This window comes from Parapedobacter sp. (assembly GCF_053550995.1).
Genome location: NZ_JBMQOC010000120.1, coordinates 50,929 through 75,460, shown reverse-complemented (window position 1 = coordinate 75,460; position 24,532 = coordinate 50,929). Strand labels below are relative to the sequence as shown.

Below are 24,532 nucleotides of genomic sequence, written 5' to 3'. Positions count from 1 at the left end.
GGATTAAGTCCATAACGACAAAGGTCCTTAGCGGCTTGCCAAGGACCTTTGTTCGAACGCGCTAATAATTAGTCCCCATAACCGGGGTTTTGTATCAATTGGCCATTCCGGTTGATTTCATCCCGATGGATCGGAAGGAAATACATCTTATCCAACCACTGCCTATTCTCGATACCGGGATCGATGGTACCAACCGTATAGGTATAATCGTAGTTTGCCGGATCATAGCCATATACCGACACCGAGCTACCTGCCTTCAGCCGTCCGAATACCCGTATGATGCCCACCTTACGGCCCAACGTTTCATTGGCAATCATCCAACGGCGCGCATCGTGGAAACGGTGTTCTTCATAGACCAGCTCAATACGCCGCTCATTGCGGTAAGCGTCGCGCAGGGCGTCGCCAGAAGCGGCGATGGCGGGCATGCCTGCCCGGAAGCGGATACGATTAAGCCAATTTCTTGCTTCTTCTTCCTCGCCCAGTTCAATGCAGGCCTCTACGTAATTCAAAACGACTTCGGTGAAGCGCAACACCGGCCACGGGACAAACTGACGGGTGTTTTGGTCGACCACCGCAGGATCCGGATCGATGAATTTACGCATGTAATAACCCGTGTGGGAACCATTCCAATCCTCCACACTGCTATTCCGGGTATCCAAGCCATAGTGGATGACCTTTTTCCCATCCTGCATCACCTCGTATTGGCCCGTTTGCACCTGGTTGGCGGGATCGCGCCCCGCCACATCGGCGGTACGGGGCTTCCAATCAGCACCATCGTATAGGATAGTCGCGTAGAAACGTGGGTCGCGGTTCTCATAGGGCGTAGTGGCATGCGCGGTATTGCCCCAATCGAACGGGGATCCATCGGCCATCCCGTAGTCGTCCACCAGTTGCTGCGTCGGCGTATTTCCGGCCCAATTGTGGTAACCGTTGGGTCCGTTGTTCCGGCCTACGTAGTTACCCCCTTCGTCCTTAAGATCTATAAAAAAACGACCTAGTATCAGATCCGCTTTGCCATCCGCCGAGACGGCTTTACTCCCGCCGGCCATGGAAATCGAAAGGTAGTTTTGCGTACCGTCTTCCGCCGTGGCCGGTTCGGTAAGATCCATCATGTAACCCGCCCCATGCGCATCCAGGATGGCCTTGGCCGCGTCGCGCGCTGCCACCCACCTCGCCTGTTGATCGCCCGAGGTATACCCCAGGAACTCTTTATTCGAATAACCACTGATCACTGACGAATTTCCAGATGCTGTGGGGATGTCGTGGAGGTCGCTCGCGGCATACGTAAGCATACGCGACTTCAACGCCAACGCAGCCACCGTGCTTGCACGACCGTCGACAGCCGGGGCATCGACCAGCAATTCGGCCGCACGGTCACAGTCGGCAACGATAAACGCCACGCATTCTTCATAAGTATTGCGGGGTGCTGTGTAATCCTCCTGGCCCAATTCATATACGAAGTCGATCAACGGCACCGCACCATAGTAGCGCAGCAGCTGGTGGTAATAAAACGCCCGGAGAAAATGGGCTTCACCCTTCAGCTGTTCGGCAATACCGCTGGCATTGTCGAATCCCGGCTCTTCAAGGTTCGCCAAGGCAATATTTGTGGCACGGATACGCCCATAAAGATTGCCCCAGCTATAAGACCCGTTGATCCACCCTTGGTCCGCATCGTTCGATCGGCTTTCCGTAATCGTATTGATACCACGGCCGGGGTGTGTGAACATGGCTTCGTCGGTAAGCGATGCCTGCATCTGCTCATCCAACCCACCTTGGCCAAACCCGTTGTAAATCTCCGTGACAAAAGCTTGGGCAAGTGCCGCGTCGCTCCAAGTGGATTCCTTAGGCACTTCTCCCAATGGCTTTGTATTCACGAAGCTGTCGTTACATCCTATCAAGCACGCCATAAACAGTAGCATGCCCATGAAATTATATTTCCCTAAAGTTCTCATCATCATATGTTCTTAAAAAGTTACCGCAATACCCGTATTGATCAACCGTGCCTGGGGGTAATATTGTCCCGTCGAGTTAAGTGACTCCGGATCGTACACGTCGATTTTGCTCCAAGTAAACAAGTTGAATCCGCTCAGGTACACCCGCAGGTTACTGATGCCAGCAGGTTGCATCCATTGGGTCGGAAAAGTGTATCCCAATTCAAGGTTCTTCAACCGGATGTAATCTGTGCTCCGCATCCAATACGTGTTTCCAGACGAATAATACTGGTCGCTGCGATCCGTGATACGTGGGTGTTCGCTACTCGGTGCGTCAACACGCCACCGATTTTCATAGAAATGGAGCAAATAGTTACCGATGGCACCCGATTCATCGGTGCCCACACGCAGCTCGCCGCCGGTAGCACCTTGGAAGAGTATGGTCAGATCAAAGCCTTTATATTGCATACCGATGTTTAACCCGCCCTGGAAAGTGGGTATGGTATTTTTGTCGCGCCGCACCCGGTCGTCGGGTGTGATCTTACCATCGCCGTCGTAATCCACGAATTTCATGTCGCCCGGCCGCAGTGAGTTGGTCACATCACTATAATCCAGTGTATTGGAGGCAATATCAGCTTCATCGCGGAATACGCCATCGTAGATGTAGTACACGCCGGAGTTAATGGTCCTGCCCGTCGATTGCTGCCATTCCGGCGCTCCCGGGGCTTCATCCCAGAATAGGATTTTGTTCTTGGCATAGCCGCCGTTCACGCTCACATTCAGGTTCAGTTCGCCGATCTGGTCGGTGTAACCTGCAGAAAAATCCCAACCGCGGTTTTCTACAATACCGATGTTTTCGGCAGGCAGGGTCATACCCGTGCTTTGCGGTATGGAAGCATTCCTGCGCCATAGGATGCTTTCACGGCGGTTTTTAAACCATTCCACGGTGAAATTGAACATACCGTCGTTCAGTTGGCCATCGAGTCCGACGTTGTAGTTATTAGCCACCTCCCAAGTGATGAAGGCATTCGGTACCCGGCTTTCATACAGCGTTTTGACCAATTCGTTGCCAATAATGTACGTACCGAACCCGTAGGTAGAGAAATACTGGTACTCCTGCAATGCGCCGTCGTAATAAATATTATCATTCCCCATCTGTCCATAGGATCCCCGCAATTTCAGGTAGTTCACGAAAGGCACGCTGTTTTTCCAAAAATCCTCACTAGAAATCATCCAGCCCGCCATAATGCCTGGGAAAAAGCCATACCGGCTGTTTCCCGGAAACATATACGAGCCATCATAACGCCATAGGAATTCCGCAATGTATTTGCTTTGGTAGTTATAACCAACACGCCCGAAATAATTGAGACGGGCGCGTTCCCATGCACCGCCACTATTATTTTTTTCCGCGTCGCCGCCGGCAAACAGATAGTCGATATTCGTTGAAATAAAATACCTTCTGTAAGCATTGAAATTATCATTCCGTATCGTTTCGCGATTGACACCGGCCAAGAGGTTGACGGTGTGGTCGCCAAAGGTACGGTCATAGGTAAGCACGCCACCCAGTAGGATGTTCATCTGGTCTTCATCACCTTGGCTTAGGCGCGGATCCGCCGGGCCACGCTGCCCGCGGACCAACAACGGCGTCACCCCATCCGCTTCATAATCACCCTGCCAGGTGTACAGATACCAAGGGATTTCCCACCGTTTGGTTTTACGCATATACTTATCGATGGAAGCTGTCCCGCTGAACTTCAGCCCTTCCACCCAAGGGATGCTCACATCCACTTGTCCGTTGGTTTGGAAGTAATACCGTTTATCCTTGTCGTAGCCCGTTTGATCGGTGGTGATTACTACAGGGTTTTCACCATATTCAATATCCGGGCCAGGCATCCCGTTGGGCCAATAAGCGGGTTCGGTCGGTATTCCCCGCATCAACATACGGAAAATAGTGCCGGCGGATTTCGTGGGGAATTGCCGGTTTTCCTGGCGGCCGAGAATACCGATTTTGGTGCTGATATACTTGTTGATATTTGCATCCAGATTTACACGGACATCATATTGCGAATAGCCAGTGGCCGAATTCTTGTAATACGCATCCTGGTTCTGGTATCCGATCGAGGTGAGGTATTTGATATCTTCCGTACCCCCACTGATTTGCAGGTTATGTTGTGCTTGCGGCGACCAGTTTTTGAGGGTGGCGTCGTACCAGTCCGTATTCGGGTGTCCCCACGGGTCAGAACCATCGGCAAACAATTGCCTATCTTCGGGCGAAAACGGCGCGGTCAGCACGGAGCCATCTGCGCGGGTGTAGGTACCCGTTTCGTCCAACGCGGCCTGTGCGGCCGACCATTCCGCTACCGGAAGCTTGAATATTTCAAGCTCATTGCGCATTTCAGCGTACTGCACCGCATCGGCGAGTTCGGGGATTACCGTGGGTTGCGAAAACGCCTGGTTAAACGTATAGGATAACGATGGTTTGCCCGTTTGGCCGCGCTTGGTCGTAATGAGGATAACACCGTTGGCCGCCCGCGCACCGTAGATGGCAGCGGAGGCGTCTTTCAGTACCGAGATGTTGTCGATGTCCGCCGGATTCAGTCGCGCAAAGCCCCCCGCGCGGGCCGGGATGCCGTCGATGACAACTAGGGGTTCGCTGTTCCCCAATGTATTCGTACCACGTATCCGTATAGCGGCATTATCGTAGCCAGGTTCGGCGCTGCTCTGCGTGGCGACAACGCCCGGCAGGCGCCCCGCAAGTGCATTGGATACGTTTACCGTAGGCGATTTCATCAGTTCGGCACTCTTTACCGAGGCAACAGAGCCCGTAATGGTCTCCCGACGCTGTGTACCGTAACCCACCACGACGACTTCTTCCAAATTAGACATCGCTGCGTCCAGCACAAGCCGGACATCGATTCGTTGTCCATCGGCAACCAGGGTCTGTGATACATAGCCCACATAGGAAAAAACCAACGACGCACCTTTGGTCACATCTATACTGTAGTTACCCTCGTCGTTGGTCGTTGTACCTGTTGTGCTGCCTGCTACGGCCACACTAGCTCCCACAATCGGCGCACCTTGGGTATCCGTAACCTTGCCCTGTACCGTAAGGGTACTGTCTTGTGCCATCAATGAAAGGCCGGGAAAGGCAATCAACATCCATAAGATGGCAATCGATGTACGGAAAACACGCTGATACAGACGATGCGGTCGCTTCAATAGCATTTGATTCATAATTGTGTGTTTTAATGATATAAAAAGAAAAAAATAGGCTACTTCAAAAAGGGTCCATACGCATTGGATTCTTTATAATTCATAAGGTATTACGATGCTTTGGAACAAAGCAGTTTGAATACTTCAATTACTTTTACGGTTAAAATAACACTTGTATTCGTCTATTGTTTCCGGCAGAAGAAAACCATTACTTCATACGCCAATCAGTTGGCGTATGCAAGCAATGCGATTCATACGTTTCTAGCAAACATGGTTTGTATCGTATCTGGAGATAGTTTGCCTACCCACTCCACTTCGGAGTTGGTTCATAATCGACCACAATAATAGGTGAATAGTTTCTAAATGTCAAATAAACAATTTAAAAAATCCAGCAAATATTTCCCAATTCATTGATAACAAATGTGTTGCTTCAAATCAAAGAGATAAACGTTGAGAAAACAATTATGTAATTCCGTTTTAATCCGCTATTATTGCATAGACGAATTGCCTACATTATGACAAAATACGCAAAAGAAAGCCGGATGTTAGTCGCCGTAGATTGTATCATTTTTGGCTTCGATGGATATAACCTCAAATTGTTGTTGGTAAAACGAGGGTTCGAACCCGAGAAAAACAAATGGAGCTTGATGGGAGGGTTCGTTCAGTCGGATGAACAACCCCAAGATGCTGCCTCTCGCGTACTGAAACAGCTTACGGGTCTCCAAAACGTTTATATGGAACAGCTGCTGGTCTTTGGTGAGCCTAAGCGTGACCCCATCGAGCGGACCATCAGCATCAATTATTTTGCACTTATCGATATCAAAAAATACGAGACGCAGCTCAGCAACGACTACCGTGCGGAATGGTTCCCCTTGGACCGTATACCCAAACTTATCTTCGACCATATTAAAATGGTACGGGATGCCAAGAACAAATTACGTTACAAAGCCGCATTGCACCCCATCTTATTTGAGTTATTACCAGAAAAATTCACCATTCCGCAAATCATGACGCTCTACGAGCAGGTTTATGATGTTGAATTGGATAAGCGCAATTTCACAAGGAAACTTCGATCGACCGGACTGCTTATCAAACAACTGGATAAAGACAAGGAAAACTCCAAGAAAGGCGCTTTCTATTATAAGCTGGATAAGGCCACCTATAAGGAAAAATTCACCAAATTTTTGAATTTCGTATCGAATCCCGAGTATTAGGGAGGGTATCGCTAAATAAAGAACCAACAATGAACAACAGACGTACATTCCTGAAACAGGCAGGGATAAGTATGGCAGCAGCCTATTTGAGTCCGTCACTGCTCTCCTCCTGCTCACCGCAAGGGAAATCAACGGCCACGTTAACCGAAGTCGGCCTACAGCTCTACACGCTACGCGACCAACTCGCCGAAGATGTGACGGCTACCATCGCCCGCGTAGCCGAAATCGGGTATAATCATGTGGAAACTTTCGACGCCATGATCGGCGCCGATGGGAAAACAACTTTCTGGGGCTTGGATATTCCGGCTCTGTCGGCGCATCTCCGCGACCATAACTTGAAAACGCACAGCGGACATTATGACCTAGCAGCATTCCTAACGCCCGGGAACGGCGATCAAGAAGCATTGAAAGCCTATATCGACACGGCCGCCGCATTGGGCCAACATTACCTCATTGCCCCCATACCACCCATCTTGTTGATCGATAAGCTAACGGCGGATAACTACCGTTTCATGGCCGACCAGCTCAATATAGGTGGCGAACTGGCTGCCAAATCGGGCTTAAAGATTGGTTATCATAATCATTTTTGGGAGTTTCGCACACTGGATGACGGTAACAAGGGGTTAGATATCCTTATCGAGAATACCACCGAAGACTTGGTTGCGTTCGAATTGGATCTATTCTGGAGCGAAAAATCCGGAACGGACAGTGCGGCATACTTCAAAAAGCACCCGGGACGTTTTCCTCTTTGGCACATCAAAGACATGGATAAAAACAATTCGGAGGTCATCATCGGGGGCGACTATGACGCGAAGCCATTCATGGAAATCGTTGAAGACATCACGTACGCGGAAGTCGGAACGGGAAGCATCGACTTCAAGCGTGTGATGGCGGAAGAAAAGACAGCCGGCCTGCAGTATGCCTTTGTAGAGCAGGACTTCATCACGATAGACCCGTTCGAGAGTATCGCGAAAAGCTATGATTATGTCAAAAACGAATTGCTGGGCTCATAGAGCCATGGTGTTTCCCGCCACCTTGACGGTAACGGGAAACACCATGCATTACTTAAACTGGTAAACCGTTTTGGTGGCATATTCACTACCCGGTTCCAGTACCGTAGAAGGAAAATCCGGCCTATTAGGCGCATCGGGAAAATGCTGGGTTTCCAAACAAAATGCCGAGCGGTAACCATATGTTTTCCCACCCTTGGCGTGTTGCACGTTATCCATAAAATTACCACTATAGAATTGCAGGCCCGGTTCTTCCGTCAGGATATCCATCACGATACCTGTTTTGGGGCTTTCCACCGTGGCTACCAACTGCAATCCTGGCTCTTTCTTCAACACAAAGTTATGGTCATACCCTCCACCAAGCAACAGCTGCCCGTCGGCCGTGTCAATCCGCGCGCCAATAGCCGTGGGCTGACGGAAATCAAACGGTGTCCCTTCTACAGGGGCGATTTCCCCGGTAGGGATCAGTGTCTCGTCTACCGGCGTGTAACCGTCGGCACGGATGGTCAACAGGTGATCCAAAATGGTACTATCCCCTTCGCCGCTAAGATTGAAATAGGCATGGTTGGTCAAATTCACCACGGTAGCCTTATCAGTCGTTGCATGATAGGCAATTTCCAACCCATTGGCCGCCGTTACCGTATAAATCACGGTTGCGTCCAAGGTCCCCGGATAACCGGCATCACCATCGGGCGAAATGTATTGCAGTTCAAGGCTGCTATCGGTGACATGCTTCACCTCCCAAACCTTTGAGAAAAATCCATTCGTACCGCCATGTAGGGAGTTGGGACCATTGTTGATTTCCAACTGGTATTGTTTTCCCTCAAGCTCAAATAGACCTTTGGCAATGCGGTTGCCATACCGGCCTACAACCGCACCATAAAACCCTTCACCAGGCTGCCGATAGGCAGGCAAGTTTTCATATCCCAATACCACATCAACAAGGTTGCCGTTTTGGTCTGGAACGTGCAGGCTCACTACACGGGCACCATAATTGGTAATCGCTGCTACCATCTCGCCATTGGTCAACGTATAGAGTTTGACCGAATCGCCATTTATTTCAGCTTGGAAGTCCGCTGGCGATACGGTCAAAACGGTTGAAACACCAGCAGTTGACGAGTGCTCTTGGGCAGGATTACAGGCCCATGCGCCGGCAAGGGCAAGAACGAGGGCTATTGATTTGCTTGCTTTTCTTATCATTATTTTAAAATCAGGTTAATAATGCCTATCCTCGCAAAGATAGCAGGAAAATCTGCATATAAAACAAAGTCACCCATCAATTCGTCACCTTCATCACGCCATGCATGATGCGCCAATGGCCGGGGAAGGTACACACATACGGGTAATCGCCCGGAGTATCGGGCACCGTAAATGTCAGTTCGTACCGTTCTTCCGGATTGACCAGCGGCATGCTGAACAACACGTCCGGTGTTGCCGGAATGTATTGCATTTCGACCCCATTGGGTTGTTTAGCCAGCGCATCGGCGGCTTCGCCCACTTTCTCTAAGCTGCCCGGTTTCAATAGCAACAGGTTGTGCTGCATGTGGTCGGGGTTCTCAAAGATGATCTTCAACGTCTGTCCCGCCTTGGCGGTGAAATGGGTCACGTCGTATTTCATCTCGCCGATAACCGCCTTGATGGTGATGGTATTATCGGCCACGACCGTTCCACCGCCCTCCGCTGCATGCAGGTTGACCGCAACAAGCCTCGTATTCGCCAATTCACCGGTGAAATGGAAGTCGTCGGGGTAGTCGCCCACATTGGGGAGCAGATCTTCCGTGCCCCATTGCCGCCGTCGGTTGTGACCGACCCGGATAACCCCGTCGGGCACTTTCGCGAATAATCCGGAAGCACGGCCTTCGGCAACCTGCCGACCATCTACAGATAAGGTCATCTTGCCGCCCGTAAGCAACGAAGCCTTCACCTTGAATGCCTCGGGCAGTTCATCGGCCGACTGGATGATTGTTTGGCGTCCGCTTTGGTTTACCTGGAAGTTCACCTTGCCATCTTTCATGTACACGGCATATCCGTTCCTACCGTCGCCATGCGACACCAACACACCCTCAACCAATACACGCCGCATTTCGGGGGGGCGGACATCACTGACGAAACTGATTTCTTGATTCGAGAAATCAGGGATTTGACGGCCCCCAACCGTTCCGCCACGTTCCATACCCAAGGGAAGCACCGTCATGCTTTTACCGGCAAATATCCGCTCGGCCAATGAACCATCGGTATTCGAGAGGTCGGGATGACCGATCTGCTGGTGATATTCACCCATGAACGCTTGCCGATGCACCGCACCGGCAATGAGCAGGGCATGTGAAATCCATTTATCCTGGATGTTTTCAGGTTGCTGCACGGCTTCGAAAATCGCTTTCCCGATCTCAACCGATGGTGCAGCATCCGAAAGTGCTAAAAACGCCGCCAGGCGCACACGTAGATCCGCATCTTTTGTAGCGCCAGACGCAATCAACTGCTGCACCACACCGTCATGGTTGATCGGGAGCGTCTGTACCGCAGCCCGCCGTACACCGGCAGCCGGGTGCTTCAATGCCTCCAACACCACCGTCAGGCTTTCCTCGTCGCTGCCATCCAACAGCCCCAACCCGTGCAGCGCCCATATGGCGTGTACGGCTGGGCCATTCGTATTCACCTCGTCCAGCGATTCATCCCGGATGAGCGCGTACAGGTCGTCTGCCACTTCGGTATTGCCTGACTCGACCAACAACCGCTGGGCGGTAAGCCGCCAGAACATATTATCGTTTTCCAACGCATCGACCAGCGTGCCCGGGCGATCGGGGTCTAACTTCACCGGCTTATACCGTTTGGCGTCTTCATGGACCAACCGGTAGATGCGCCCCTTGGTATTATCGCGTAAAGGGTCGATATAAGCGTTCCCTTCGCCGTTTTCAAAGCCGTCCGGCGTGGGGTTATGCTGGATGATGAAATTGTACCAATCCAATATCCACACCGCCCCGTCGGGACCTACCTTGGCAGCAACCGGACCAAACCAATTGTCGGAGCTTGCCACCATGTTCCAGCCGTCGCCCTTTTCTTTAAACCCAGCGCCCACCTGCTCCAGCACATGCCGGTGCACCAGCCTGCCCGTCGGCTCCGAGATGAATGCCACCCGGTTCCAGTATTCCTGTGGAAACGCCCGGGCGGTATACAGGGCATGCCCGGCCGCGGCGGTAAATCCGCCATGCACATCCACCTGCCTCAATTCTTTGGTAAGCACGTGCATACCATAATGCCCATCGATCTTTTCGATACCCCGCTCGCGTAAATTGGCCTTTTCGTAATACCGTGCCGGGATCGCAAAGAAGTCGCTATGCTCATTATTGGCCGTGGATATAAACACATCAAATTCTTCCGAAAAACCAAGCCCCCATGTGTTGTTGGTGGTATTGCCCAAAAATTCGAGGTGTTTCGCATCGGAGTCGAACTGGTACACCCCTGAACCGAACTTCTGCGGCTGGCCACCGATGGTGCCTTCAAATCCCGAATAGCCTACGGTTCCCCATATCTTGTTGTCCAACCCGTACTGCAGGTGCGATGGGCCAGCGTGGGTATCAAACGTACCCCAGCCATCGATCAGCACTTCCCGTACGTCGGCCTTGTCGTCGCCGTCGGTGTCTTTGAGGAACAGGAATTCGGGTGCTTGTGCAACGATGATACCACCATTGGCAAAGGTGAATGACGTCGGGATGTTCAACCCTTCCGCGAACACCGTGAATTTATCGGCCTTGCCATCGCCGTCGGTATCCTCACAGATCGTCACGCGATCATCTCCCTTGCTGTTATCGTTCCGTACGGTATTGGGGTAATCAACCGTTTCCACAATCCACAGCCTTCCTTTCTCGTCCCACTCCATGGCAATGGGCTTCCTAATATCGGGCTCGCTGGCAAAAAGTTCCAGTTTGAAGCCCACGGGTACCTGGATCAGCGTTTGCGATTCTTCGGCACTGAGTGGCAGTTGGTAGCGCGGTGGCGGATCACGGCGTTCGTAATTCGGCATGCGCCCTTCCTCGTATTGTGGTTGGGCAATGGTATAGGCATCCATCTTTTTCACCGCTTCGTCGCCGACCGCCCAACGGATACCGCTCTTGACCAACTGGAGGAATCCCGGATTGCGGAATGTACGTTCGTCATGTCCGAAGGCGGTATAAAATACCCGGCCTTCCCCGTATTCCTTCACCCACGTGTAGGGCTCGCGGCCCGCACTGTCTACCCGTTCCATCAGCACCTCGATATCATCAGCGATATGGTCGTGCACATAGGTTTCGTCCCATTCGGTCTCAAACGCGGTGACACCCGCCATGGCCGGGTGATCGGGTTTCACGATTTCTGCCGAAAATGCGCCGCCGCCATGGCTTTTGAATTGCCCGCCGATCAGTGCCACGACTTCCGGCGAATTGCGAAAGCAGTAGGAAGCTGAGTGCAAAGGGATAAACCCTTTGCCCGAGGCTACATAATCCAACAAAGCTTTTTCCTGGGTGGGGCTGATGGAATCGTGGTTGGCGTACAGAATCAGCCCATCGTACCGTTGCAGGTCCTGACGTGTCAAATCCTCGGGATCTACCGAATAGGTAATGTTCATCCCCTCGGGGAAATACTCCTGCGCCAAGATACCGGCCAACAACTCCGAGTCGTGGTGCTTGCTGGCGTGGCCAAGAAAAAACAGTTCCAGCCGTCGTGGCCCATCATCGCTACGCTGGCTCCCGCAGCCCAAAAAGAAGGGCGGTAACATGGCCAGCATGAGTAGTTTAATTAATCCTTTCATTTTATTGTTCAAACGACGTTTATTGATTGATAACTATATATTCATCGGTTAGCATGGCGGGCTACCTAGCCCGCCATCGCGGTGGACCGTCAGCGACCCGCCAGGGTAAAGTCTGGCAGGGGTATAAGTTCCCCACCTTTCAATGCCGATTCATGCGCCAAGATACCCACGCAGGTAATATTGGCCGACTGCCGCACATTGGGGAAAGGCTGGCGGCCTTTGGTCAATGCACTGACGAATTCATGAACCAAGTGTGGGTGTGACCCGCCATGCCCCGCACCTTGGGTGAAGGACAGGTGTTGGTTGTCGTCTTCATCATACACGCCTCCCGTTGTAAAATGTTGGATCGGCTTTGGCAGCAAATGCGCATAATCGGGGCATGTTACCTCCTCGGGGATTTCGTGCTCTTCTTTCTTCGCCGTATGGACCACGAGGGGGTTCCCTTCAATCAACGGCCATTCTACCGCTTTTTTGGAGCCATAAACTTCAAAACTCTCCCGGTATTGGCGTGCCGTATCAAACAACGACCGGTAAACATGTGCACTCAAATCCGAATCCCGAAATTTGATATGCGCGGTCTCCACGGCAAAGGTAGAGCCATAATGGTGATGCAATTCTTCGCGGATCGTTCCCGACCCGAAACACGACACGTATTCCGCCTCACTACGCGTTAGCCCAAGTACGGGACCCACGCAATGCGTCGCGTAATGCATGGGCGGCAAACCCGGCCAGTAATTCGGCCATCCATCCATATCTTGTTGGTGGCTGGCTTTGAGGAACTGGATTTTTCCCAATTCGCCTTTTTCATACAGTTCTTTCATGAACAGAAATTCGCGGGCATAGACCACGGTTTCCATCATCATGTATGTCAGGCCGGTTTCTTCCACGGCCTCCACCAACTGCCGGCATTCTTCCACCGTTGTAGCCATGGGTACGGTGCACGCCACGTGTTTGCCAGCGCGTAATGCTTTGAGCGACTGCTCCGCATGATTGGGTATGGGGGTATTGATATGCACCGCATCGACCTGATCGTCTTTTAGCAGCTCGTCATAATCGCGATACCGCTTTTCGATGCCGAATGCGTCGCCGATTTTATTCAGGCTTTCTTCATTGCGTTGGCAGATGGCATACATGTGGGCATCGGGGTGCTGTTGGTAGATGGGGATGAATTCCGCTCCGAAACCCAAGCCGACAATGGCCACATTGATTGGTTTTTTGCTCATGCTTTTCTGGTTTTCTATTTTTTTGCTTTTGCTGTTTACTATATGCTGTTTGCGTATAAAACAAGTCTCCGTGGGCAATCAGTTACCTACGCTCCACTTCTTCAAAAATGCGTATCCGTCGCGCGCGAAGGCGTCTTGGTTTTCTGCAAGGTTACGCCAGATACAGACCGCAGCCGCCAGTTCCTGATTCTCCGGTGTAAAGCTCTCTATCGACACCACCCCTTGATAGCCAATCGCCTCCAGCCCCCGCCGGTAGGCATCCCAACTGGCATTGCCCGTTCCCGGTGTACCCCTATAATTTTCGGATACCTGCACGTGGATGAGCTTCTCTCCCGATTTGACGATCGCTGCCTCCGGGTCAGGTTCCTCGATATTCATGTGGAACATATCCAAGCATATCTTGGCTGCGGGATGGTTGATATCGCCGATAAGGTGAAGCAAATCATCCACATTGTTTATCAAATCCGATTCAAAACGATTCAATGGTTCCAATGCGATTTCCAGCCCCCTGGCGGCCGCACTTTCGCAAACGGTCCGGAGGTTAACCACCGCCCGCTCCCACTCAATGGCGCGTTGCGCCGGTGCGACCATCCGTGCTTTCCCCACCGCCGAGTACATCGGCCCGGCGAAAAACCGGGAGCCAAGCGCGCGGGCGATGTCCAAACACGCTTCGATATAATCCAACCCGGTGCGTTGCAGCTGCTCGTCATCGCTCGTTAAATCACGTGTGGGACCAAACGCCCCGCATATGATTGCCTCCAACCCGTTCGCTTCCAGAGCCGCTTTTACCGTCGGTATATCAATCAATGCCGGATCTTCCACCGCAATTTCTACCGCGTTGTAACCCAGTGAAGCGATTTTCCCAAACAGCACAGCCGCCTCTTCTGCGTGGAACGGAGAAGTCCACAGCCATGTGCTTACCCCCAGTCTAACGTTCAATGCCATATTTCCACGATAACGCCGGTTATTTACCTGATTTAAAAAAATTTACCGTCGCCCCTACCTGTCAATCGGTCACTATAAGCTTTTAAACATTCGGACTAATTGATTATGCGGGCTAATTGTATCTGCTAAGGTAGCGGTTTGCGGCATTTCAACACTCCTATTAATTAACAAATGCCGACTGTATTTTATCTTATTAATGTCAACACCACACGATTAATGGATAATTAGCTAACATTTTCTTTACAATAAATGGAAAAGCCAGCCGTTTAATTATTTTTAGAACGCCAATAGGACCAAACAAGGAGTTATTATGAATGTCACGTTGAAAAAGACGGCCATCCAAAAAACCAGAATCCCGGAATCCAACATATTCTTCATCCGAGAATTGCACGATAGGCATTTCGATCCCACTTGGCACGCCCATTCGGAATACCAGCTTTTTCTGGTTGTAGAAGGTACCGGCACCAAATTCATCGGCAATACAGTCAAACCTTTTGATGGCGGCGATTTAACGTTCCTGGGGCCGAATATTCCCCACCTTTGGCGCAGCGACGAGTGTTACTTCGACCCCCACAGCGAAAAGGTCAGCCAAGGGTTGGTGATTTATTTCAACGGTGCCGCGCTTGGGCAGCTCATGGAAAAACAGGAATTCGACCAGCTGAAAGTCTTGTTGGAAAAAATTCGGCGCGGAATGGAAATCCATGGGGAAGCTGCCCGCCAGACGTCGGTGCTCATGCACGAATTGGTGCATTTACACGGCATGGAAAGCATCATACACCTATTCCGGATACTCGATTTGCTTGCCAAGAGCAAGGAATACCATCTGCTACATGATGACATGGTGCAATACAAGCTAAAAGACGTCGAAACAAACCGGATTAACATTGTCTATAACTATGCGGCCAAGCATTTCAAATACAAAATCACCTTGGAGGAGGTCGCCTCGCTGCTAAATATGACACCCACATCGTTCAGCCGTTATTTCACGATGAAAACCAGTAAATCATTCTCCTATTTCCTTACGGAACTCCGTATCCGGAATGCCTGCAAGCAGCTTTCCACGGAAGAGGCGAAGACCATCGCACAGATTTGCTATGAATCGGGATTCAACACCTTGTCCAACTTCAATAAGCAGTTCAAAACGTTCATCGGTATGACGCCCACAGAATACCGACAGAAGTTCTTGACACTTTGATTTACGACCCGAACCGCTTCCTCAACGTCAACCCGTAGGTAACCGGCCGCCCCAAATGCACCGCAGCAAAACCAAAGTCGTATGCGTAGTCGGCATAGCGCTTGTCGGCAAGGTTCTGTCCCCATAGGATAAGTTCATATCCGTGCAATGAATAACCGATATGGGCATTCAGCAGGCTGTATGATTTTTGCCCCAGCGTGTTCTCCACAGTGAAATACTGCTGGCCAATGAACTTACCATATACGCCCAATTGTAATTGCTGCGAAGTACCGATTGGCAAGTCATATTGCGCACCCAGAAAACCGGTCCAATCCGGCGTAAATACAGGTCGGTTGCCTTTCAATTGCACGTTTCCATCTTCGCCCGCCGTGTTCAAATCGAGATAACGGGCATGGGTAAATGCCGCATTGCCCCAAAGGCTAAGGTTACGCACCACCCGTGCGGTGGCTTCCACTTCAAGGCCCATGCTTTCCATGCGGCCCGTGTTCTGTGTTACGGTGATGGCATCGGGCAGCACCAGGGTGGGTACCTGTGCGTTATGTACGCGCGTATAAAAAGCAGCTAGGTTCACTTCCAGCTGTCGATTAAACAATCGGTTTTTGGTACCCACCTCTACATTGTCGCTGTACTCCGGATCGAACGCCCGTAAAGCCGCCTCGCTAGGGTCGGAAGAAAGCTGCGAAATACCCCCTGCGCGGAACCCACGGGTGTAGCTCCCATATATTTGGCTACGATCGTGGAAAGCATATTTGACACTGAAGCTGGGGCTAAGTGCATAAAAATCGGCTGAAGCCGACGTATCCGGTTGCAGCACGACCAGGTCACCCCCATCGGGCTGGAACTCGCCACGTGCATCCAGGGCTGCATGCTCGTAATCATACCGCAACCCCGCTTGGAGCTCCAATCCGTTGTCAAACCGATACCCCAGCTGCCCGAAAACGGCAGCACCTTGGTTGGTCGCCGAATTGGTGAGGATACTGGTCGTATTGACCGGCGCCCCCATCATCTCGGCCTGCGCACCGAAATGCGTGCCCTGTTTCGTGGGAGCGTTTTGATGAAACAAGAACATTCCGGCCGTCCAGTTCATCCGGCTATTTTTCGATGGCGCCGAAGAAAGTTTAAACTCCTGCGTGAACACCTTCACATTGTTCCAGTCTTTGCCATAGTCGTTGACAATGGAGACCATGTCCAATATGGAAAAATCACCATCAATGGGGCTTCTGTAAAAACGATAGTTTGCTTGGTATGCCGTCTGTGAGCTGAAACTAACGGTATTTCCAAAATGGTTGATGGATAACGAGGCATTGCGCGACTCATCGACCATAGTGGTCTTTGCGTCCTGACTCACATGGAAAGGGTGACTAAACGTTTCATCCATATCCATGCTCAATGCAAACGCACCGTCGTTCCGGTTGGATACGTGTTTGAAATTGAGCGTCATGGCCCATTGGGCGTTTAACAGGTATTTCAGGTAATAATTGCCGGACACAGCCTGTTGCCTGTCATAATCCGAACCGTCGAAGTCGTTTTTATAAAACCCATCCAGGCCGTTATATAGCAGCGATGCCCCAAAGAACAGCTTGTCTTTCACAACGGGTGCACGTAACCCCGCCAGATAGCGCTGTTGGCCGTGGCTGCCGAGGTTGACCTCCACAAAACCGGTTGCTTGGTTGGTAGGTTGCTTGGTAACGATATTGATTACCCCACCCATCGCATTCCGGCCGTACAGTGTGCCCTGCGGCCCGCGAAGCACTTCAATCCGCTCCACATCCTGCAGATAGGGAATATAGGTATCCAAGCCGAATTGGTTCACCCCATCCACGTAGGTAGCCACCGCCTGATTGTAGGATGTGGTAGTAATACCCCGTAGCGATGCCACATTCCGGCCATCGCCCGGATTAGCCATATTGAGGTTGGGCACCACGGCCGTGACATCCATGATATTCCACATATACTGCTGCTCTACCGCCTTACTGCCAACCACCGATAAACTGGCAGGGATATCGTGTGGGTCACTTTCCATTTTCTGTGCCGTAACCACCGCTTCATCGAGGCGGTTTTCGATGCTACCCAATTGGATATCAATGGTCAAATCCCCGTCAACCAACAACGTATGGTTTTCCGTGGCATGGCCCAAGGCACTAACCCTGATGATATGGTTGCCGGACGGCACCTGTTGAAGCACGAAATTCCCCTGCTCGTCGGTGGCTGTTGCCAGGTTGGAATTCAGCACTTGTATGCTCGCGCCGGGCAGACCCCGGTTATTGGAAGACAGCACCCTACCGTTTATCCTATACTGGGCCAATGCCGTAGTCGTAGCCACCGCCACACATACGATTACTAAAAACACACCGCGTAAAGACGCTTCAACCTTGGGTATCCGTATCATTATTCTTTCTTGCTTGAGATTTTTTTTGAGACACGGCGAAATTACTATAATTCCTATCATAAATGCAAATGGCCATGCCATGTGTTGCGGGAATCGGTATATTCTTTATATATTAGTGGCGCAGTTACTAATCATTTTAAGCCCTTATGCGACTCCTTCTTATAGGCATCTGCTTCCTGTCGTTTCCCCTTTTGCTTACCGCGCAAAACAATGGGGCGGTCAAAGGAATCGTCGTAGACGCAACCCGCCAACCCTTGGAAAAAGCGACCATCGCAATCGTTTCCGTGAAAGATTCCATTGTCGTCACTTATTCATTGACAGACAACAGTGGCAAGTTCAACCTCATTAAAATACCCACATCGCAGAAGCTGAAGATGCACATTACGCACGTCAGCAGTTCGCCCTATAGTTACGAATTTAACCTCAAGCCGAACGAAACGCTTGCGCTCGATACCGTGGTGATGGCCGGCGTTAGTCTTGGCGAAGTGGTGGTCACACAGGTTGCGCCCGTACGGCTGATTGGCGACACATTGGAATTCAAAGCCGATTATTTTAAAACGCGGCCCAACGCCAGTGTGGAAGAATTACTCCAACTGCTACCTGGACTTCAAGTGAACGTGGACGGCTCGATTTACTACCAGGGGAAGCAAGTATCGGGGATACGGGTCAACAACAAAGATTTCTTTTCGCACGATCTCACCATCGCAACACGCAACCTAGACGCCTCGCTGATTGATGCTGTGCAGGTGGTGAAAGACAAAGGCGAATCTAAGCGGGAGGTCCTAGATGATACGGACCTTCCCATCATCATCAACCTGAAAACGAAAAAGGAATTTGTGAAGGCCAACTTCGGGAAATTCTATGCCAGCGGCGGTACACGTGACCGTTATGAATCGGGCGCCTTGGTCAACACCTTCAGAGATACCCTGCAGATCAGTTTCATCGGCTATGCCAATAACCTGAGCCGACAGGGTTTCAACTACAGTGAACTGGGTCAGTATGGCGGGCTGAACCGTGCGGAGAATAACTTCATCAGTATCATGAATTACGGTGGGCTGCAAAACAAAATCTCAGCAGGCATCAATGCGAATTATGATATCGCCAAAAAATTGAAAGCCAATTTGATGTATACATTTGAGCAGCAGAATGACTACCTAGATAACAGCGGCACGAATTCAAACTTCTACGAGTCGGTCACTGAAATCGCGAACAACCACAGCAATGCAACCTATAAAAACTATGAACATAGCGTGCGGGCATTTGCAAGGTACAAGCCCGACACGACCGCTTCGGTATCGTTAGATGTCAATGTGGCATTCCGCCGTAACGCTAACGAGCATTCCGGCGGCTCGAATAGGCATCGCGATGAAGGCACACAGGTGCAGGAAAGCGAAAGCAACAGCAACAGTTCCTCGGGTAATCGGAACTTCCGCTATAGCTTCCATGCAGAAAAAAAATTACCCGCCTCGAAGATACTCCTGTCGCTCCAACAAAACACCGGCATCCATCAATCGGAAAACAACAATAACCGCAATTCGTTCAATCGGTACTACCTGTTTAACGACAGCACTGTCAATCAAGGGATATTACAGCTTACCAACGGAAATAATACGTCTATTAACAATACCTTCAATATACAGGTACCTATCCGCGAACAGCTGAATTGGGACGTCTATGCCCGCTATAATTGGGAACTGGACCGGAATATTGAGGAAATAGACAGTAAGATCAACGCGGATGCATATTCGAGCCGGAATGACATCGCCAATAACAAGCAGGGGCGATTTAACTTCCTATATATCGGCACGCGTGCAAACGCCTCCTTGTTCAAGAAGAAGCTACGGATCACCGTCGGTATCGAACAATTGGATTTAAGCCGCAACTACCATTATTACGGAAAAGTAGCCGATCTAGATGATCGACACCGTTATTGGTTGCCCAGTGTCTCGTTAACTTATATGGGTCTGCGGCTGTCGTACAACAAACAGGTACGGCTACCCTCCTTTTACCAGATTGTAGCGGTAAACTCCGACCTCTACCCCACCTCGCTGACCATCGCCAGCCCTTATTTCAACAACCAAAAGGAACAAACGGGGCGGATAAGCTATTACAAACGGTTTGCAAATGCCCATCTCAACCTCAACGCTACGGTAAACTACACGGTCAACGATTCATCGATCGGCTCGAATACGACGTACGATGTGAGCAGTTCTGAAAATACGCGGACCTATTACGAAGCTCCCGGAACCGCACGCCTGTATGGGTATGTCAGCGTCAACAAACGTATCGCGCAAAATAAGACATGGAACATCAATTGGAATATCTCCGGAAATGGATCGTCGAGCGAATCGTACAGCATTGTGAATGGCGAGGAAAATAGAACACAACGTCTTTACGGCAATCTGAATAGTAGCCTTACGGTAACTTACAAAAATAAAATCACGGTAATACCAACCTATGGGTTTGGCGTTAACAAGAGCAAGAATCAGCGGCAAACCGCTAACTTCCGCGACATCGAAAATGTAGACCATAGTATCGGTGGTATGCTGCGGCTGGATGACATCCGAAAATTCCGCTTGGAGACTTCTTATACCATAAGAAACCAGCCCCGGAATCTGGGCAATGACCGTACCAACCTGCACCTCATAAATGCGTCCTTATACTACCCCATCATGCAACGAAAAGGAGAGCTGAAATTGACGGCCTTTGACATCCTTAATCAAAATCAAAGTATCTCTATGGGAGGCAGCGGCAACTCCAACTACTATAGCGAACGATTAACCTTGCGCCAATATTTCTTGTTGGGATTGGTGTATAAGTTTCTGGCTACCTCGGAATAACAACGCATGCACACCAAACAACTTGGCGGCTAAAAAATTCTGCATCGGCCCTGTCTTTTTTCTTTTAGTCTGCCAATAGCGCCCGGGCAATAACCAAACGCTGGATTTCGGAAGTACCCTCGTAGATTTGGGTGATTTTGGCATCGCGCATCAAGCGCTCCACATGGTATTCCTTCACATAACCATAGCCGCCGTGTATCTGCACCGCCTCCACGGTAGTCTGCATGGCCACTTCCGAAGCGTACAGCTTAGCCATGGCGGCAGCTTGTGAATACGGTTGACCACGGTCTTTGAGCCACGCCGCTTTAAGGCACAATAGCCGTGCTGCCTCGATCTGTGTAGCCATGTCGGCCAACTTGAACTGTATGGCCTGATGGTTGGCGATGGGCTGGCCAAATGTGTGGCGTGCTTTAGCGTAATCGCGAGCAAGTTCATATGCACCCGACGCGATGCCGAGCGCCTGTGCGGCAATGCCGATGCGCCCGCCTTCCAAGGTTTTCATCGCAAACTTGAAGCCGAAGCCGTCCTCACCAATCCGGTTATTTTTCGGCACTTTTACGTCGTCAAACAGCAGGGAATGGGTATCTGACCCCCGTATGCCCAGCTTATTCTCTTTGGGCCCCACCGTAAAACCTTCCATTCCTTTTTCCACGATGAGCGCATTGATACCGCGATGCCCTTTTTGGGCGTCTGTTTGCGCAATCACTAAATAAGTCGATGCAGTATTGCCGTTGGTAATCCAGTTTTTGGTGCCATTGAGCAGGTAATAGTCACCCTTATCTTCAGCCTTTGTGCGCTGGGAAGTCGCATCCGACCCCGCTTCGGGCTCCGATAAGCAGAACGCTCCGATGCGTATACCGGCGGCTAGGGGTTTCAGGTATTTCTCTTTCTGTTCTTCCGTGCCGTAGGTTTCAAGGCCGTAACATACCAATGAATTATTTACCGACACCACCACCGACGCCGATGCATCGATCTTGGATAGCTCTTCCATTACCAGCACGTATGAAACCGCGTCAAGCCCGGCGCCGTTATATTTCGGGTCGACCATCATACCCAAAAAACCTAATTCGCCGAGCTTCTTTATCTGTTCGGCAGGGAACCGTTGCTTTTCATCGCGCTCGATGACGCCGGGCTTCAGCTCGTGTTGTGCAAAATCGCGGGCAGCGTCCCGTATCATCCGTTGTTCTTCGGTGAGTTCGAATATCATAATCAGGAGGTGTTTGGAAACAAAGATAGAAAAAATGCGAAACTGGACATGAAATACCATATTTCCAATAATCCGTATCTTGCCATCCGTATGGAAATTGTACAACAACTGGTGACCTTGCGGGCGCGACCAAGGGGTTTCCACCTCATTACGGCCGATATCGAAGATGGCTTGTCAGCCATCGGGCATTGGCGTGCGGGGATATGCCAAGTATTCATCCAACATACCTCAGCGGCACTTACCCTCAACGAAAATGCAGACCCCACCGTCCGCATCGATTTCGAAACCTATTTCAATAAAGCGGTACCCGAAAACGAGCCCGACTATCGCCACGATTACGAGGGCCCGGACGATATGCCAGCACATATCAAATCATCATTATTGGGCGCTTCGGTCACCATCCCGATACGCAACGGGCGACTGGCATTGGGTACGTGGCAAGGCATATACCTCTGCGAACACCGTAACCGCGGAGGCAGCCGCCGATTAATTATTACCGCGTGGGGTAACTAAAAAAAATGCGACCATACTTACGCAGGCCGCATTCTTTGATTTGTTTGTAGGATATCGCTCCGTTACGAGCCTGCTTCGTCCAATGCTTCTTCTTTCATCTTATCGTTAGCTACGATAACAATCTCCACACGGCGGTTTTGTGCGCGTCCCGCTTCGGTATTATTATCGGCAATGGGTTCGTGGAAACTACGACCCTCTGTTTTCACACGGCGTCCTGCTAGTCCCTCGGAAACCGCGAAACTTTTTACCGACTTTGCCCGACGTTCGGAAAGCCCCTGGTTATAGTTATCGGTACCTTTGTTATCGGTGTGACCGATAACCAGGATATCTGTATCGGGGTTGTTATTCAACGATTCCACCAGCTTGGCAATATTGTCCTGGGCCGCGGGTTTCAAGTCGGTTTTGTCGAAATCGAACAGGATACCTGAGTCGAACTTGACGATGATACCTTCCTCTGCCTTGATCACTTCTGCCCCCGCTACCGTACGTTCAATCTCTGCCGCTTGTTTATCCATTTTCCGGCCGATGAGTCCTCCGGCTACACCGCCGATAGCAGCTCCCGCAATCGCGCCAACGGCCGTGTTACCTGCTTTATTGCCGATAAGAGCCCCCAACGCACCGCCAGCCACGGCGCCCGTTGCGGCACCTTTTTGGGTGTTGCTCATGGATTGGATGGTGCCGCAACTGCTCAACAATAGGGCTGAGGTAGCGACAGACAGTCCAAATAATACGATTCTTCTATTCCTAATCATAACATTAACGTGTTGTTTTCCGGAATAAGTGCAAACCCAATGCCAAACCTTGTCGGGGTGGCGATTTACTTCACTGGCTTGTCTCCGGCTTGGGTAGCTCGGGCAATTTGGGTGCGGCTGGCCGCCCATCACGGTCAAATTGTTTGAACGACTGCACGATATAGGCCGTTATATCGTATTCGCCCCAATACTGCGCCTTCTCAAAAGACGGTCGATACCAGAACATGAAATTCGTTAAGTCTTGGTCTTTAAGGCCGGTAAGTTGCTGGATTTTGGTCCGGCTGAATTTCCGGTCTACATCCGTTTCGGCGAGCTCCCTTTCCATATAATTGTGGAAACGCCGCGCATTCCGGGGCGTACGGCCAAACAACTCGTATAAGGAGGTAATTGGATTAAAAATGTACGCAAGTGCCGGTGGTTTGCCATCGAAATAGACACCTTGTTTGCGGTAACCGCGCATCGCATCGCGAAGCTCGGCTTCTTTACTCGTCCGGTTCACATCCACTTGATCCAAGAGGATGCTTGCCAACCGCATGTCGACAAGGATGTCACTGAGCGTTTTGACCTCGGTACGCACCGTTTCGTAACCCATCAGCGTTATCACGAGCGTATCGCCCACGGTGGCCCTGATCTCAAAGGTGCCCAAACTGTTAGAAACCGTGGATTGGCTGGTATTGCTATTGGAAATCGTGGCACTGCCCAGCCGTTTACTTGTCCCCGCTTCGACCACGATACCCCGGACGGGGCCAGCCTCTTGGGCCGTCAACCACTCGGGCAGTACCCACATCGAAACAAACAACACAAGTAGACTACGGTAACTCATCAATTTATTGGACTGCTTATCCCGCCAAACGTTTAATATACAAAACCCTTATTGACGGATGCCTCATTTCTTGTACGGATAAAACACGAAGTTGGCGCCTTCGGGCACGATGACGAACAAACACATAAAGTCTTCCGGCTTTTTGAACCTCTTGATAAAGTGTGCTTTCCGGTCTTCCTTAATTACCCCCCGCTCTACGAAATCTTCGAGGGTCGACGCATGGATGGACCAATTCGTTCCCAGTTCGTCCTTATCCAGTATCAATTCGCCCAATGCCACTTCATGCTGGTGGGCAATGAAAATAGGGTATGCCGATAGCCCTTCGGCCATGATTTCTACGGCGATTTCCTTGATAGAATCGCTGTAGAAGTCTAAATCCACTTGTAAGCTCTTCAGCGGACTCTCCTTTTTCGGTTGCCCATCGTCGCCGGCTTGCGCGGCAAGTAAATCTTCTAAGTCCATAACAATTAAACGTCAATTCGCGGGTCGTC

General features: G+C 50.8%; 16 protein-coding genes. 5 read left to right on the top strand and 11 right to left on the bottom strand.

Annotation, left to right across the window (positions count from 1 at the left end):
- Positions 1-68: 68 nt before the first annotated feature.
- On the bottom strand, positions 69-1,955 hold the full coding sequence (locus ACO1NT_RS16350) for a RagB/SusD family nutrient uptake outer membrane protein (protein ID WP_449049808.1): 1,887 nt from the start codon (positions 1,953-1,955) through the stop codon (positions 69-71).
- A gap of 9 nt (positions 1,956-1,964) precedes the next feature.
- Positions 1,965-5,165: a SusC/RagA family TonB-linked outer membrane protein gene (locus ACO1NT_RS16345; RefSeq protein WP_449049807.1), complete on the bottom strand. Its 3,201-nt coding sequence runs from the start codon at positions 5,163-5,165 to the stop codon at positions 1,965-1,967.
- A 494-nt stretch (positions 5,166-5,659) separates the two neighbouring features.
- Here ACO1NT_RS16345 and ACO1NT_RS16340 point away from each other — a divergent pair, with 494 nt between their 5' ends.
- Both ACO1NT_RS16340 and ACO1NT_RS16335 read left to right on the top strand, forming a co-directional pair.
- Entirely contained in the window at positions 5,660-6,358 is a 699-nt protein-coding gene (locus ACO1NT_RS16340; RefSeq protein ID WP_449049806.1) for an NUDIX hydrolase, read from the top strand.
- 29 nt (positions 6,359-6,387) lie between these two features.
- Complete coding sequence (locus tag ACO1NT_RS16335) at positions 6,388-7,371, top strand: sugar phosphate isomerase/epimerase family protein (protein ID WP_449049805.1); 984 nt, start codon at positions 6,388-6,390, stop codon at positions 7,369-7,371.
- Between the two features lie 48 nt (positions 7,372-7,419).
- Here ACO1NT_RS16335 and ACO1NT_RS16330 read toward each other — a convergent pair whose 3' ends face one another.
- From ACO1NT_RS16330 to ACO1NT_RS16315, 4 genes are all read right to left on the bottom strand, one after another.
- A complete protein-coding gene (locus tag ACO1NT_RS16330; RefSeq protein ID WP_449049804.1) occupies positions 7,420-8,568 on the bottom strand; it encodes an aldose epimerase family protein in 1,149 nt (382 codons plus the stop codon).
- Positions 8,569-8,644: 76 nt separating this feature from the next.
- Positions 8,645-12,154: a PVC-type heme-binding CxxCH protein gene (locus ACO1NT_RS16325; RefSeq protein ID WP_449049803.1), complete on the bottom strand. Its 3,510-nt coding sequence runs from the start codon at positions 12,152-12,154 to the stop codon at positions 8,645-8,647.
- A gap of 89 nt (positions 12,155-12,243) precedes the next feature.
- A complete protein-coding gene (locus ACO1NT_RS16320) occupies positions 12,244-13,377 on the bottom strand; it encodes a Gfo/Idh/MocA family protein (RefSeq protein WP_449049802.1) in 1,134 nt (377 codons plus the stop codon).
- 78 nt (positions 13,378-13,455) lie between these two features.
- Positions 13,456-14,322, bottom strand: coding sequence for a sugar phosphate isomerase/epimerase family protein (locus ACO1NT_RS16315; RefSeq protein ID WP_449049801.1), 867 nt, complete (start codon positions 14,320-14,322; stop codon positions 13,456-13,458).
- A gap of 310 nt (positions 14,323-14,632) precedes the next feature.
- Here ACO1NT_RS16315 and ACO1NT_RS16310 point away from each other — a divergent pair, with 310 nt between their 5' ends.
- The gene (locus ACO1NT_RS16310) at positions 14,633-15,517 is read left to right on the top strand and encodes an AraC family transcriptional regulator (RefSeq protein WP_449049800.1); all 885 of its coding nucleotides are present in this window, start codon (positions 14,633-14,635) and stop codon (positions 15,515-15,517) included.
- A 1-nt stretch (position 15,518) separates the two neighbouring features.
- Here ACO1NT_RS16310 and ACO1NT_RS16305 read toward each other — a convergent pair whose 3' ends face one another.
- Complete coding sequence (locus ACO1NT_RS16305; RefSeq protein WP_449049799.1) at positions 15,519-17,906, bottom strand: TonB-dependent receptor; 2,388 nt, start codon at positions 17,904-17,906, stop codon at positions 15,519-15,521.
- A 146-nt stretch (positions 17,907-18,052) separates the two neighbouring features.
- Here ACO1NT_RS16305 and ACO1NT_RS16300 point away from each other — a divergent pair, with 146 nt between their 5' ends.
- Complete coding sequence (locus tag ACO1NT_RS16300) at positions 18,053-20,746, top strand: hypothetical protein (RefSeq protein WP_449049798.1); 2,694 nt, start codon at positions 18,053-18,055, stop codon at positions 20,744-20,746.
- Between the two features lie 64 nt (positions 20,747-20,810).
- Here the strand turns inward: ACO1NT_RS16300 and ACO1NT_RS16295 are convergent, their stop codons facing one another.
- Entirely contained in the window at positions 20,811-21,953 is a 1,143-nt protein-coding gene (locus tag ACO1NT_RS16295; protein WP_449049797.1) for an acyl-CoA dehydrogenase, read from the bottom strand.
- A 90-nt stretch (positions 21,954-22,043) separates the two neighbouring features.
- Here ACO1NT_RS16295 and ACO1NT_RS16290 point away from each other — a divergent pair, with 90 nt between their 5' ends.
- Positions 22,044-22,466, top strand: coding sequence for a secondary thiamine-phosphate synthase enzyme YjbQ (locus tag ACO1NT_RS16290; protein ID WP_449049823.1), 423 nt, complete (start codon positions 22,044-22,046; stop codon positions 22,464-22,466).
- A gap of 62 nt (positions 22,467-22,528) precedes the next feature.
- Here ACO1NT_RS16290 and ACO1NT_RS16285 read toward each other — a convergent pair whose 3' ends face one another.
- From ACO1NT_RS16285 to ACO1NT_RS16275, 3 genes are all read right to left on the bottom strand, one after another.
- Positions 22,529-23,218, bottom strand: a complete 690-nt coding sequence (locus ACO1NT_RS16285; protein ID WP_449049796.1) for an OmpA family protein — start codon at positions 23,216-23,218, stop codon at positions 22,529-22,531.
- A 70-nt stretch (positions 23,219-23,288) separates the two neighbouring features.
- Positions 23,289-24,041, bottom strand: coding sequence for a carboxypeptidase-like regulatory domain-containing protein (locus tag ACO1NT_RS16280; protein ID WP_449049795.1), 753 nt, complete (start codon positions 24,039-24,041; stop codon positions 23,289-23,291).
- A gap of 63 nt (positions 24,042-24,104) precedes the next feature.
- Positions 24,105-24,503, bottom strand: coding sequence for a hypothetical protein (locus ACO1NT_RS16275; protein ID WP_449049794.1), 399 nt, complete (start codon positions 24,501-24,503; stop codon positions 24,105-24,107).
- Positions 24,504-24,532: the final 29 nt, after the last annotated feature.